We start from the raw sequence: 12612 nt of genomic DNA on the forward strand, positions 1-12612 counted from the left end.
CTCTGAGTCAGCTGTCGAGGAGTGCCCGCACCTCGGTCGCCTCGCCGTGGCGTCCGAGCGCCTCGAGCACGTTGCCGAGTTCGAGCGCCGAGACCTGCTGCAGCGGCGGGTAGCCGTCGGAGTGCTCGAGGGCGCTGCGGTAGATCGGCACGGAGTCCGCAGCCCGGTCGTCGCCGACCAGCAGACGGGCGGCGAACAGCTCGGAGCCGCCGGCCGAGCCCGCATCCCCGATCGCCGCGAATCCGTCGGCCGCGGTGAGCGCAGCGGCGACGGCCTCGTCGGTGCGGCCGAACTGGGCGAGCGCCCGGCCCCGCGAGTCGGTGACGTCGGCGAGCAGCCACGCCGCCTCGTGCTCGTGAGCGAGCGCGGCGACCTCGTCGAAGAGGGCGAAGGCGCGGTCGTCCTGCGTGGCCGCATAAGCCTGTCCGAGGTTGTGCAGCACGTCAGCGAGGGCGCCGACCGCCTCGGGGGCCCGGCGCACGATCTCGGATGCCGATTCGAGTGTCGCGATCGCCTCCGCGTGCTCGTCGAACCGGGCGAGGATCTTGGCGCGCTCGGTCAGCGCCATCGCCTGGTCGGCATGCTCCTCCGCCTCGCCGAACAACTCGCCCGCATACCCGAATGCGCCGACAGCCTGTCCGAACTCGCCGGCCGATCCGAGGGCGCGCGCGAGAAGAGACGCCGTCATCGCTCGGGAGGCGGCGGGCACCTCGGCCTGCTCTTCGCGCTCGAGCACCTGTCCGAACAGCTCGGCCGCCACCTCGGCGTCCCCGGCCGCGAGCATCGCGCGCGCGAGCCGGAAGTCCGCGCCCGCCTGGTCGCCGCCCTCCTGCGCGACGAGCCGCGAGGTGACCCGGTAGCGGGTGACGGCCTTCTCGGGGTCGCCCGCGTCCTCCCAGAGCGCCCCCGCGAGCAGGTGCGCGGCGGCCAGGGCCGTGGTCGCACCGAGCCCGGCGAGAAGACGGGTCGCCTCGTCGGCATCTGCAGCGCCCTCCGCGAACGACTCGCTTCCTCCGCGCACCTTCGCGCGCGTCTGCAGCGCCTGCGCGCGATGACCGATGCTGAGATCGTCCTGGGCCAAGAAGCGATCGAGCAGAGCGGATGCCGCTTCGATGTCGCCCTTCTGCAGCACGGCCGAGATGGCGACGAGCGTCGTCGTGTTCGAGAGGCGCGCGTCCTCGGCCTCGGCGAAGGCGCGAGCCGCGATCTCCGCCATGTCGAGGGCGGCGCCGGGTTCATCCGCGTGCAGGTGCAGCGACGCGCGGCTGATCGCCAGATCTCCGCGCGACCATGCGGGCAGAGCGTCCGTGTTCGCGAGCTCGTCCTCGAGCGCCGCCGCAGCCTCGGGGGTGTTCAGGCCGAAGGTCGCGAGACCGAGGCGCAGTTCGAGATCGGCCTGTGCGTCGAGGCCGGCGGCGCGCAGGGCATCGATCCGCGCCGGCAGCAGGTCGGCAGCCTCTTCTGCTCGGTCGAGGGCGATCAGGATGCCGAGGCGCATCGACAGGAGCTCGGCGAGCTTCGAGGGGTCCTCGACGCTCAGCGCGTGCGGCAGGGCGCGCAACGTCTCGTGCTCCGCGCCGAACTGGGCGAGGTTCATGACCCGTTCGAACCACGCGTCGGGATCGTCGGGTGTCGCCGCGTCCGGAGCTGTGACGAAGGCATCCGACCGGATGGGCACGTCGTAGTGCTCGTCGGCGAGAGCGCGCAGGCGGGTGAGGCTGCGGGCGTGGCCCTCGGTGCCGTCCCGCAGATCGAAGTCCGAGCCGATGCGCTCGGCGGCAGCCCACGCGGTGGCGGCGAGTTCGGCGGCACCCCATGCTCCGTCGTGCTCGCCGAAGAACTCCTCGAGCGCGGGGGAGTCGGCACCGCGCACCGTGGCATCGCCGTGACCCGCCGCAGTCACACGATCGAGGGCGAAAGCGAACGCCGCCAGCGCGGCGAAGTGGGCATCGACGTTGAGTCCGTCGTGAGCGAGCCAGCCGATGTGACGCTCGACCTGCGCGAGCGCGCGTGCCTCGTTGCCGGTGAGGGCGGCGAACACGATGTTGTGGGCGACGATCCGCAGGTTGTCCGGGTTGTCCTTCGCGAGCCGGTAGCTGCGCAGGTGCGCGCTCCTCGCCTCGTCGAAGCGCCCGGCACGAAGGTAGGGCACGAGCACGCGTGACAGTGCGTGCTCGGGCTCTTCGCCGCACGAGAAGCCGCCTTCGAGCATCTCCTCGACGAGTCGGATGGCCTCGGCATCCCGATCGGTCTCGGCGAAGAAGCCGGCGAACTGGCTGCGTCCGCAGGCGTCGCAGTGGCTGTGGTCGTCTCGGGGTGTGGCCTCGAGCTGCGCGCGCAGAGCCTCGGCGTCGTCGAGTCGACCGGCGTCCCAGGCGTCTTCGAATCGGGCCGTGAGCACTCCGCTCATGCCGAGCCCTGCCTTGCGATAGTGCGTCTCCATGTCGTCGAGGACCGCGGTGATCTGCTCGGTCGAGAACGCGGGCGACGAACGCAGAGAAGACGCCATCCATTTGAACTGCCACATCAGATCGGCGCCGCCGTAGTCGAGGTCGGCGGGGAAGCGCTGCGGGTCGGAGTCGTGTCGGGCGAGGCACCACGCGAACGAGTTCAGCATCACATCGGTCGCGCCGTTCATGTTCGCGGAGGCGGTCTGCCTCATCCGCGCCTCGTACTCGAGCCGCTCGTCGCCGAGCTCGACGGCGAGCGAGACGGCATCCGCCACCAGCGCCTGCTCCGCCGGACCCCAGGTCGTGCGGTCGATCTCCTCGATGAGCTGAGAGAAGCGCTTCTTCGGACTGGTCATGGGGGGATCCTTCGAACGGAGCGAGCGGTCGGAGCGAGCGGTCGGAGCGAGATCAGGGGGCGTCGTCGAAGGGGATCGAATCCGCTTCGATGCCGGCGGACAGCGAGACGAGGTCCGAGAGCGCGGTCGACATGAGTGCGCGATCGGCGTCGGAGAGCGGATGGTGTCCCGCCAGCAGCGCCTGGATGTAGAGCAGCTGCACGGTGCGGGCGAACACCGCGTCGTCCTGCACGCGGACGAGCGCGCGCACGACGCGGTTCGACCAGTTCAGGCACAGGCGCGCGCTGAGATCGTCGTCGCGGGAGGCCGAGAGGGTCGAGTCGATGCGGTCGAGCACCCCGCCCCACAGCGATCCGGTGATGCCCTTCGTGCGGCCGCGGTCGATCCTGCGCAGCACCTCAGGGTCGGCGACGTACAGCGCTGCGAGTTCGGGCTGGTCGATCGACCGCACGGTGACGGAGCAGCCGGATGCGGTCAGCACGCCGCCGGCGCGGGCCTCGAGGGCCAGCGCGGCGTCGCGGTCGTCCAGCGGCGGAGGGTCGAGACGATCGAGCTCCCCGGCCACGTCGACGAGTTCGATCGTCACGTGCGGGTAGAGCTCCGGCAGCATCCGCACGAGGTCCGCGTCGTACAGGTAGCCGCCGTTGACCAGCACCTCGGACCCGGGGGAGATCCCTGCGACCTGGCGGAACTCGTCGACCGACTGCGCGAATCGCACGTGCGGGTATCGTTCGACGAGGTCGCCGATGCGCATCGTTCCGTGGGTGGTCTCGAGGGTCAGCCAGCGCGTGATGAACTGCGCGAGCTCGTCGTCGTGCCGCACCAGCGACTTCAGACCGACCTCGTGGATCGCCACGAACTGGGCGAGTCTGTGCGGTTCGCGCAGGCCCAGCTCGAGCACCCAGCGGCGGATGCCGGCACCGAGCTGCTCGCGCACACGCTCGAGGGCCGCGTCGTCGACGAGCGATTCGCGGCTCGCCGTCGGGGCGAGGCCGGTCGAATCGACCACGGCGCGCACGAAGAACGCCCATTCGGGCAGCACGTCGTCGACCCGCTCGCCCAGGAGCATCCTGCCGAGATACATGCGCGTCGCCTGGCGGGCGCCCGGCGGGGGAGCGTAGGGCAGGACGTAGGCGAGTCCCCGTGTGCCGGTGGCCGGCTCGCTGAGCTCGATCACGTCGAGCGGGCTCGCACCGAGCAGGTCGCGCCCGTACTGCACGGCGCCGTCGATGTCGTCGGCGGGGTCGAGGAACGGCGCGCGCCGGGTGATGTCGATGTCGCCGCTCGGAGAGTCGAGGATCACCCGCACGGGGAGGAACTCGGCGAAGGCGGTGGCCAGCTCTCGCACGGCCGCGGGGCGCAGCAGCTCGTCGGCGTCGAAACGAGGGCGGAGATGCACACTCGTGCCGATCGGCAGATCGTCGTCGATCTCCACGACGCGGAAGGTCCCGTCCGCGCTGCCCGTCCACTCGACGGCCGGGCCGCCCCGGACGCTGCGCGAGCGGATGACGATCGAATCGGCGACCATGAAGCAGCTCAGCAGGCCGATGCCGAACTGACCGAGGTAGTCGCTGCGCGGGAGGTCGAAGATGTCGCGCTTCGAGCTGCGGCCGACCGTGGCGAGCAGATCCCCCACCTCGGCGGCGGTCAGGCCGATCCCGTCGTCGCGCAGGACGAACTCGCCCGTGGTGTCCGTCAGCGCGGTGATGCGGATGCTCCCGCCCTGCCCGTCGACCTCGCGCCGTGCGGTGATCGCATCGCGGGCGTTCTGCAGCAGTTCGCGCAGATACACGCGAGGACTCGAGTAGATGTGGCGGCTCAGGAGGTCGACGACACCGCGCAGGTCCACCTGGAACTGCTGCACGTCAGCGCTCACTGCGCCCCCTCCCGTTTCGTCCGCCCGCCGAGCCTAACAACAACGACGAGAGCGGGCCCGGTTCGGCGCTGACCGACGGATGCCGTATGCTTGACGAGCAGTTGTTGTCTGCATTCTTTCGCCGTGCCCCGGTCCTTGCGGTCGGGTAACGATGGCAGGATGGAGATGACACCCCGAGACCTCCCGGTCTCTAGGGCGGTAGCTCAATTGGCAGAGCAGCGGTCTCCAAAACCGCAGGTTGCAGGTTCGATTCCTGTCCGCCCTGCGCGTCAGCACACGCTGACACACGAAAGGTACATTCAGGATGGATCAGGACGAACCGCGCGGCGAGGTCGTCGCGGCCGGCGCCACCCGCGAGAAGAAGCGTGGCATCGTGGGCTTCTTCGGGGGCATCGCTCTGTTCTTCCGTCAGGTCATCGCCGAGCTGCGCAAGGTCGTCACGCCGACCCGCAAGGAACTGGTCAAGTTCACCGCAGTGGTGCTCGTCTTCGTTCTCATCGTCATGGGCATCGTCTACGGACTCGACACCCTGTTCGCCTGGGTCACGCACATCGTCTTCGGGGTCCCGGGCGCCTGACGCCCTCGCGGCCCTGGCCGCAGTGATTGGAAAGAAACAACGTGTCTGAACGATATTCCGACGACGCCGACTGGGCGACTGCTGCTGAGCAGTCCAGCGAAGAGGACGAGGCCCAGGAGGGCAACGTGCTCGCTGCGGAAGAGCAGTCGGTCACCTCGGCCGAACATGTCGCCCTCCACATCGAGGACGTCGACGGAGACGCCGACGCCGATGTGCAGGACGACGACAACGACATCGAAATCGACGACCCGGAGGCGGACGCGATCGTGAACGACGCTCTCAACCTGGACGAAGCGGCCGAGTCTGAGGCTGCCGCTGAGGTCCTGAACGATTCTGTGGCGGAAGAGACCGCCGAGCTCGAGGCCGCTGAGGCCGACGAGGTCACCCCTTACGACGGACCCGACATCAACGGCGACGATGACGCCGTGGCCGAGTCCGACGACGATGAGTCCGAAGAGGGCGACGACGCCGAGGAAGACCCGTATGAGGCGTTCCGCCTCGACCTGCGGATGCTTCCGGGCAAGTGGTACGTCATCCACTCCTACGCCGGATTCGAGCGCAAGGTCAAGGCCAACATCGAGCAGCGCAAGTCGACGCTCGAGGTCGAGGACGAGATCTATCAGATCGAGGTCCCGATGGAAGACGTGGTCGAGATCAAGAACGGCCAGCGCAAGATGGTCACCCGCGTGCGCATCCCCGGCTACGTGCTCGTGCGCATGGAGCTCACCGAGGACACCTGGTCGGTCGTGCGTCACACGCCTGGCGTCACCGGCTTCGTGGGCAACGCCCACAACCCGACGCCGCTGCGCTTCGAAGAGGCCTTCAACATGCTGAAGTCGCTCGTCGAGGTCAAGGACGTCCCGACCGCCAAGAACATCGCGTCGAAGGGCGGCCTCGCCGTCGCTCGTCCGCTTCCGGCCGAGGTCGACTTCGAGGTCGGCGAGACCATCACGATCAAGGAGGGCTCGTTCGCGGGTCTTCCCGGTTCGATCAGCGAGATCAAGCCCGAGAGCGGCAAGCTCACGGTGCTCGTGTCGCTCTTCGAGCGCGAGACCCCGGTCGAGCTGTCGTTCGACCAGGTCACGAAGATGGTCTGACCTACGCTTCTCCGATAACGGCCGTCCCATTCGGGGCGGCCGTTCTCGCGTTCCCGGGCCCGCTCCGCATCAGGTAGACTTGTCTGGTTTGTGTGCCGCTTCGGCGTGCGCGCAGACGACCGCAGCCCGGAGATGCCGGGTTCGCGGGAGAGCGGATGCAACCGGCATCCGTTCGATGAAAGGAAGAGGATATGGCACCGAAGAAGAAGGTGACCGGCCTGATCAAGCTTCAGATCAACGCCGGTGCAGCCAACCCGGCGCCGCCGATCGGCCCCGCGCTCGGTCAGCATGGCGTCAACATCATGGAGTTCTGCAAGGCGTACAACGCCGCGACCGAGTCGCAGCGCGGCAACGTCATCCCCGTCGAGATCACCGTCTACGAGGACCGCAGCTTCACGTTCATCCTGAAGACCCCGCCGGCCGCGGAGCTCATCAAGAAGGCCGCCGGCGTGCCCAAGGGCTCGTCGACGCCGCACACGGTCAAGGTGGCGAAGATCACCAAGGACCAGGTCCGTCAGATCGCCGAGACCAAGCAGGCCGACCTGAACGCGAACGACATCGAGGCTGCCTCGAAGATCATCGCCGGCACCGCCCGTTCCATGGGCATCACGGTCGAGGGCTGAGGAGAATAATCATGGCTACGAAGTCCAAGGCTTACAAGGCTGCCGCCGAGAAGATCGAGGCAGACCGTTTCTACACTCCCACCGAGGCAGTCGCCCTCGCCAAGGAGACCGGCTCGTCGAAGTTCGACTCGACCGTCGAGGTCGCGCTGAAGCTCGCCGTCGACCCCCGCAAGGCAGACCAGATGGTGCGCGGCACCGTCATCCTGCCCCACGGCACCGGTAAGACCGCCCGCGTCATCGTCTTCGCCACCGGCCCCGCGGCCGAGGCAGCGATCGCCGCAGGTGCAGATGAGGTCGGCGGCGCCGAGCTCATCGAGAAGGTCGCCGCAGGCTGGACCGCGTTCGACGCGGCTGTCTCGACCCCGGAGCTCATGGGCCAGGTCGGTCGTCTCGGAAAGGTCCTGGGTCCGCGTGGACTCATGCCGAACCCGAAGACCGGCACCGTGACCCCCAACACGGCCAAGGCCGTCGAGGAGATCAAGGGCGGAAAGATCGAGTTCCGCGTCGACAAGCACGCCAACGTGCACTTCGTCGTGGGCAAGTCGTCGTTCTCGGCCGAGCAGCTCGACGAGAACATCGGCGCAGCGCTCGAGGAGATCGTCCGCCTCAAGCCGTCGAGCTCCAAGGGCCGTTACATCCAGAAGGGCGCCGTGTCGACCACGTTCGGCCCCGGCATCCCGCTGGATGTCAACGCCATCTGAGTGTGATTCCGGAAAGGCCCCCGCATTCTGCGGGGGCCTTTCTGCGTGCAGTACGACATCGGACGTCATCGGATGTTGGGATGCCGGTCCGATGCCGCGTACTGTGAATGAGTTCCGCGCCACAGCACTCGCGCCTCACCGCACCCCAGGAGGGTCACATGTCCCGTCGCATCATCGCCGTCACCGCACTGGTCGTCGCCGCAGCAGCACTCACCGCGTGCAGCGGAAGCACCACGCCTGCCGACAGCAGCTCGAGTGAGAGCGGATCCGGCTTCGGCCTCGTCACGGACGGCACGCTGACGGTCGCCACCGAGGGCACGTACCGTCCGTTCAGCTTCCACGATGACGGCGGAACCGGCGACCTGACCGGATTCGACGTCGAGATCATCCAGGCGGTCGCCGACAAGCTCGACCTCGAGGTCGAGTTCCAGGAGACCCAGTGGGATGCGATCTTCGCCGGTCTCGACGCGGGCCGTTTCGACGTGATCGCCAACCAGGTGAGCATCAACGAGGAGCGCCAGGAGAAGTACCTGTTCAGCACCCCGTACACCGTCTCGCCGGGAGTCATCGTCGTCGCCGAGGACGACGACTCGATCTCGTCGTTCGACGACCTCGAGGGCAAGACGACGGCGCAGTCTCTCACCAGCAACTGGTACGAGCTGGCCACCGAGTCCGGTGCCACCGTCGAAGGCGTCGAGGGGTGGGCGCAGGCCGTCGAGCTGCTGCGTCAGGGCCGCGTCGATGCGACCGTCAACGACAAGCTGACCTTCCTCGACTATGAGACCACCAACAGCCCGTCCGGCCTGAAGATCGCCGCCGAGACCGACGAGGCCGGTGAGCAGGCATTCGTCTTCACCAAGGACAAGACGGACCTCGTCGAGGCGATCGACGGCGCTCTGGAAGAGCTGCGTGCCGACGGCACCCTGGCCGAGATCAGCGACAAGTACTTCGGCGAAGACGTGACCCAGTAGCCCATGGAGAATCCCTGGCAGCTGTTCTTCGACTCGCTCGGACCGATCGCCCTCGCGGGGGTGACGGTGACGGTTCCGCTCGCGCTGATCTCTTTCGCGCTGGGTCTCGTGCTCGCCATCGGCGCAGCGCTGATGCGGATCTCGGTCAATCCCGTGCTGTCGGGCATCGCCAGGTTCTACATCTCGGTCATCCGCGGCACGCCGATGATCGTGCAGCTGTTCGTGATCTTCTACGGGCTCGGATCGATCGGACTCAAGCTTGATCCCTGGACCAGCGCGATCATCGCACTATCGCTGAACGTCGGCGGGTACGGAGCCGAAGTGGTGCGCGCCGCCATCCTCTCCGTCCCGAAGGGGCAGTGGGAGGCGGCGTACACGGTCGGCATGAATCGCACGCGCACACTCACGCGGGTGATCCTTCCCCAGGCAGCGCGGGTCTCGGTGCCTCCGCTGTCCAACACGTTCATCTCGCTGGTGAAGGACACGTCGCTGGCCTCGCTGATCCTCGTCACCGAGCTCTTCAAGGTGGCGCAGCAGATCGCGGCGGCGACCCTGGAGTTCATGGTCGTCTACCTGGCTGCCGCGCTCGTGTACTGGGTGATCTGCCTGGTGCTGTCGTTCGGCCAGAGCGCACTCGAGAGGAGACTCGATCGCAATGTCGCTCACTGATCCGGCGCACTCGCCCAGGTCCACCGCCGACGCCCTGCTCACCGCCCGCGGTCTTCACAAGCGCTTCGGCGACAACGAGGTGCTCCGCGGCATCGACCTCACGCTGCACCGCGGAGAGGTCGTCGTGCTCATCGGTCCGAGCGGATCGGGCAAGACGACAGTGCTGCGTGCGCTCAACGGGCTCGAGACGCCGGATGCCGGGACCATCGTCGTGGCCGGGGGCCCCGACATCGACTTCGCCCCGTCGGATCCGGTGTCGAAGCGCACGCGCGCGCAGAAGCGTCTCGCGCTGCGCGATCGGTCGGCGATGGTCTTCCAGCATCACAACCTCTTCCCGCACTTCTCGGTGCTCGAGAACGTGATCGAGGGACCATGGCGGGTGCAGGGCAGACCCAAGGCCGAGGTGGTCGCCGAGGCCCGCGTCCTGCTCGCCCGCGTGGGGCTCGCCGACAAGGCCGGTGCTCGACCTCACGAGCTCTCCGGCGGTCAGCAGCAGCGGGTCGGCATCGTCCGCGCTCTCGCGCTGCGTCCCGACCTCCTGCTGTTCGACGAGCCGACGAGCGCACTCGACCCCGAGCTCGTGGGGGAGGTCCTGCTCGTGATCAAGGAGCTCGCCGACGAGGGGTGGAGCATGGTCGTGGTGACGCATGAGCTGAGCTTCGCGCGCGAGGCGGCGGATCATGTGCTCTTCATGGACGCGGGTGTGGTCGTCGAGCAGGGCGCGCCGGCCGATATCTTCGGCGCGCCGCAGCATGAGCGCACCCAGAGGTTCCTCACTCGCATCCTTCGGCCCCTCGACGGCGACTGACGGGCGTCCGCTCACGTCTGCGACGCAGGGTCAGCCGCCGAGCACCGGCAGCACCAGGCTGACAGCCAGGGTGATCATGACGACGGCGATCAGCGCGTCGAGGATGCGCCACGCTCGTTCCGTGCGCAGCCAGCGGCCGAGATAGCGGGCGCCGAACCCCAGCGCGGTGAACCACAGGATGCTGGCGGCGATCGCTCCGGCGGCGAACAGCCAGCGCTCGTCGCCGTGCGTCGCGGCGATCGACCCGAGCATCAGGACCGTGTCGAGGTAGACGTGCGGGTTCAACCAGGTCAGGGCGAGAACCGTCGCGATCACGGGAGCGAGCGCGGTGCGGGTCGCCGTCGTGGCTCCGCCGCCCGACCCGGGCGCCGAGCCCTCCGCACCGGTCCGGTCGACTCGCAGCTCCTCCCCGCCCCTCCAGGCGCGGCGGGCGGCGAGGATGCCGTAGGCCAGGAGGAACAGGGCCCCCGCCCAGCGCGCGACGACCACGAGCCACGGGGCTGCGGAGATGACGAAGCCGAGTCCCGCGACGCCGGCGGCGATGAGCAGGGCGTCGGACACGGCGCAGATGATGACGACCGGCAGGACGTGCTCTCTGCGGATGCCCTGACGGAGGACGAACACGTTCTGCGCGCCGATGGCGACGATCAGGGAGAGGCCGAGTCCGAGACCCGAGAAGACGGAGAGCATGAGTCCACGGTACGGATGGCACGGACATGAGCACCAGCGATGATTCCTTGTGCGCCATTAGCATGGCTAATGTGAAGATCGATCCGGAGCTTGCCGCCACTGTCGCCGCCGTGGCCGACGAGGGAACCCTCGACGCGGCGTCGCGGGTGCTGCGTGTGACTCCTTCCGCCGTGAGCCAGCGGCTCAAGACGCTCGAGGAGCAGCTCGGACGGGTCCTCGTCGTGCGCACCAAGCCTGCCCGTCTCACCGAGGCGGGCGAGGCTGTCGTGCGGCTCGCACGACAGCTGGCACTCCTCGAGCACGATGCCCTCGCAGGACTCGGCCTCGAGGGCGACGAGGCGCCCCGCACCCGCATACCGCTCGCCGTGAACGCGGACTCGATGGCGACGTGGTTCCTGCCTCCGCTCGCACGGCTCTCGGCAGCCCACGACCTCGACTTCGACCTGCACCGCGACGACCAGAACTTCACGGCTCGGCTGCTCGAGTCCGGCACGGTGATGGCGGCGGTCACGAGTGAGGCGGCGCCGGTCGCCGGGTGCTCCGTCGCACCGCTCGGCGTGCTGGAGTATCACGCGATGGCAGAACCGGCGTTCGCTGATCGCTGGTTCTCCTCCGGTGTCACCAGAGAGGCGTTGAGCGCGGCGCCCTTCGTCGACTTCGACAGACGAGACACGCTTCAGCACGAATGGCTCGAGCGGATGGGGGTCGCGCACCACGGGGCTCCTCGGCACTACGTGCCCGCGTCGCACGACTACGCGCTCGCCGTGCGGCTCGGCCTCGGATGGGGGATGCTGCCGCTCCTGCAGAAGGAGCGCGAGCTCGTGCCGCTCGGCGGGCCGCCGCTGCGAGTCAGGCTGTACTGGCAGCAGTGGAACCTGCGCTCCGCGCTGCTCGACACCATCGCGGCCGAAGTCTCCGTCGAGGCGCAGCGTGTTCTCGCGAGCTGAGCTGCAGCTCTGGACGAACTGCAACCATCCGATCGGTCGCAGAAACCGATAGACGTTTCTGCGCAATTCGTGAGCCGGAATGCGCAATCGTGACGCGGAAGGCCTTGAACAGGCGCAGGAAGTGGACAAAGCTGTCGGGAACGACACGAGTACCGGATGCAGGCCGCGAAGGGCGACCATCCCCAGCCATCTGCGTCTCGTGAGATTCCTGAGGGGGAATGTCATGGCTGAGAAGGACACGCAACGCAAGGTTCTGGCAGTGCTCGCCGGTGGGCTGGTGCTCGGCGTCGGAATCGGGGTGACGCTCGCGGCATGGAACGACTCCGAGTTCGCGACCGGCACCTTCACCGCAGGCTCGTTCAATCTGGAGGGATCCACGACGAGCGCGACCGACGGGTACGACGATCACAACGTCGATCTGGGGGACACTGCAGCGGCGCTCGTCTTCCAGCTGCCCGCCGTGGCGTCGTCGATGTCTCCGGGCGACGTCGTCTACGCACCGTTCTGGGTGCGTCTCGACAGCACGACCACCAACGGCGCCACGCTGGTGCCGTCGGGGATCACCGCGGGCACGGGGGGCAACGAGGCCAACCTGTCGTACACCGTGACGGCCATCGACGCGGGCGACGTGTGCGACGCCACGGCGGCAGGAACCGTCGTCGCGACGGGCACCACATTGAGCGCTCAGACGGGAGCCACGTCGGTTCCTCTCGCCGAGGGCGCACCGGCAGGGACGGCGGGAACGCCTGTGCAGCTGTGCTTCGCGGTGACCGCGGGCGCCGGTCTCACGCAGGGCGCCGCCGCGACCGCGACCTGGGAGTTCACGGCCACCTCGACTGCGAACTGA

The 12612-nt window shown here is 68.3% G+C and carries 12 protein-coding genes and 1 tRNA gene; 10 read left to right on the forward strand and 3 right to left on the reverse strand.

Features of this window, described 5'->3' with window-relative positions; all coding sequences use genetic code 11:
• Positions 1–7 precede the first annotated feature (7 nt).
• Complete coding sequence (locus AB0P11_RS08565) at positions 8–2806, reverse strand: hypothetical protein (RefSeq protein ID WP_363521255.1); 2799 nt, start codon at positions 2804–2806, stop codon at positions 8–10.
• A 52-nt stretch (positions 2807–2858) separates the two neighbouring features.
• Positions 2859–4682 (reverse strand): HSP90 family protein, encoded by a 1824-nt coding sequence (locus AB0P11_RS08570; RefSeq protein ID WP_320490280.1) that lies wholly within the window; start codon positions 4680–4682, stop codon positions 2859–2861.
• Positions 4683–4874: 192 nt separating this feature from the next.
• Between AB0P11_RS08570 and AB0P11_RS08575 the strand changes: the two genes are divergently transcribed.
• The 8 genes from AB0P11_RS08575 to AB0P11_RS08610 all read left to right on the forward strand — a co-directional run bounded on the left by AB0P11_RS08575 (position 4875) and on the right by AB0P11_RS08610 (position 10128).
• Positions 4875–4947 (forward strand) — tRNA-Trp (locus tag AB0P11_RS08575).
• A 39-nt stretch (positions 4948–4986) separates the two neighbouring features.
• Positions 4987–5259: a preprotein translocase subunit SecE gene (secE, locus tag AB0P11_RS08580; RefSeq protein ID WP_053097445.1), complete on the forward strand. Its 273-nt coding sequence runs from the start codon at positions 4987–4989 to the stop codon at positions 5257–5259.
• Positions 5260–5300: 41 nt separating this feature from the next.
• Positions 5301–6356 (forward strand): transcription termination/antitermination protein NusG, encoded by a 1056-nt coding sequence (gene nusG, locus AB0P11_RS08585; protein ID WP_056279788.1) that lies wholly within the window; start codon positions 5301–5303, stop codon positions 6354–6356.
• A 191-nt stretch (positions 6357–6547) separates the two neighbouring features.
• On the forward strand, positions 6548–6979 hold the full coding sequence (gene rplK, locus AB0P11_RS08590; protein ID WP_053097443.1) for a 50S ribosomal protein L11: 432 nt from the start codon (positions 6548–6550) through the stop codon (positions 6977–6979).
• An 11-nt stretch (positions 6980–6990) separates the two neighbouring features.
• Positions 6991–7680, forward strand: a complete 690-nt coding sequence (rplA, locus tag AB0P11_RS08595; RefSeq protein WP_053097442.1) for a 50S ribosomal protein L1 — start codon at positions 6991–6993, stop codon at positions 7678–7680.
• Between the two features lie 158 nt (positions 7681–7838).
• Positions 7839–8651, forward strand: a complete 813-nt coding sequence (locus AB0P11_RS08600; protein WP_285364039.1) for an amino acid ABC transporter substrate-binding protein — start codon at positions 7839–7841, stop codon at positions 8649–8651.
• 3 nt (positions 8652–8654) lie between these two features.
• Positions 8655–9320: an amino acid ABC transporter permease gene (locus tag AB0P11_RS08605; protein WP_053097440.1), complete on the forward strand. Its 666-nt coding sequence runs from the start codon at positions 8655–8657 to the stop codon at positions 9318–9320.
• On the forward strand, positions 9307–10128 hold the full coding sequence (locus AB0P11_RS08610; protein ID WP_363521262.1) for an amino acid ABC transporter ATP-binding protein: 822 nt from the start codon (positions 9307–9309) through the stop codon (positions 10126–10128). Before AB0P11_RS08605 ends, AB0P11_RS08610 begins: the two co-directional genes overlap by 14 nt.
• A 30-nt stretch (positions 10129–10158) precedes the next feature.
• On the opposite strand, the gene lysE is transcribed toward AB0P11_RS08610, so the two are convergent.
• Positions 10159–10818: an L-lysine exporter gene (gene lysE / locus AB0P11_RS08615; protein ID WP_363521265.1), complete on the reverse strand. Its 660-nt coding sequence runs from the start codon at positions 10816–10818 to the stop codon at positions 10159–10161.
• A 71-nt stretch (positions 10819–10889) separates the two neighbouring features.
• On the opposite strand from lysE, the gene AB0P11_RS08620 reads away from it, so the two are divergent.
• A complete protein-coding gene (locus tag AB0P11_RS08620) occupies positions 10890–11765 on the forward strand; it encodes a LysR family transcriptional regulator ArgP (RefSeq protein WP_200955182.1) in 876 nt (291 codons plus the stop codon).
• Positions 11766–11988: 223 nt separating this feature from the next.
• Positions 11989–12612 (forward strand): SipW-dependent-type signal peptide-containing protein, encoded by a 624-nt coding sequence (locus AB0P11_RS08625; protein ID WP_363521268.1) that lies wholly within the window; start codon positions 11989–11991, stop codon positions 12610–12612.

Origin of the sequence: Microbacterium sp. NPDC079176 (genome assembly GCF_040686675.1) — a bacterium.
Classification (GTDB): Bacteria; Actinomycetota; Actinomycetes; order Actinomycetales; family Microbacteriaceae; genus Microbacterium.

What these genes read in the sequence shown, in the direction of transcription:
- rplA (WP_053097442.1), top strand. Translation starts at nt 6,991, where the DNA reads ATGGCTACGAAGTCCAAGGCTTACAAGGCTGCCGCCGAGAAGATCGAG.
- rplK (WP_053097443.1), top strand. Translation starts at nt 6,548, where the DNA reads ATGGCACCGAAGAAGAAGGTGACCGGCCTGATCAAGCTTCAGATCAAC.
- secE (WP_053097445.1), top strand. Translation starts at nt 4,987, where the DNA reads ATGGATCAGGACGAACCGCGCGGCGAGGTCGTCGCGGCCGGCGCCACC.
- lysE (WP_363521265.1), bottom strand. Translation starts at nt 10,818, where the DNA reads ATGCTCTCCGTCTTCTCGGGTCTCGGACTCGGCCTCTCCCTGATCGTC.
- AB0P11_RS08610 (WP_363521262.1), top strand. Translation starts at nt 9,307, where the DNA reads ATGTCGCTCACTGATCCGGCGCACTCGCCCAGGTCCACCGCCGACGCC.
- AB0P11_RS08625 (WP_363521268.1), top strand. Translation starts at nt 11,989, where the DNA reads ATGGCTGAGAAGGACACGCAACGCAAGGTTCTGGCAGTGCTCGCCGGT.
- AB0P11_RS08565 (WP_363521255.1), bottom strand. Translation starts at nt 2,806, where the DNA reads ATGACCAGTCCGAAGAAGCGCTTCTCTCAGCTCATCGAGGAGATCGAC.
- AB0P11_RS08605 (WP_053097440.1), top strand. Translation starts at nt 8,655, where the DNA reads ATGGAGAATCCCTGGCAGCTGTTCTTCGACTCGCTCGGACCGATCGCC.
- AB0P11_RS08600 (WP_285364039.1), top strand. Translation starts at nt 7,839, where the DNA reads ATGTCCCGTCGCATCATCGCCGTCACCGCACTGGTCGTCGCCGCAGCA.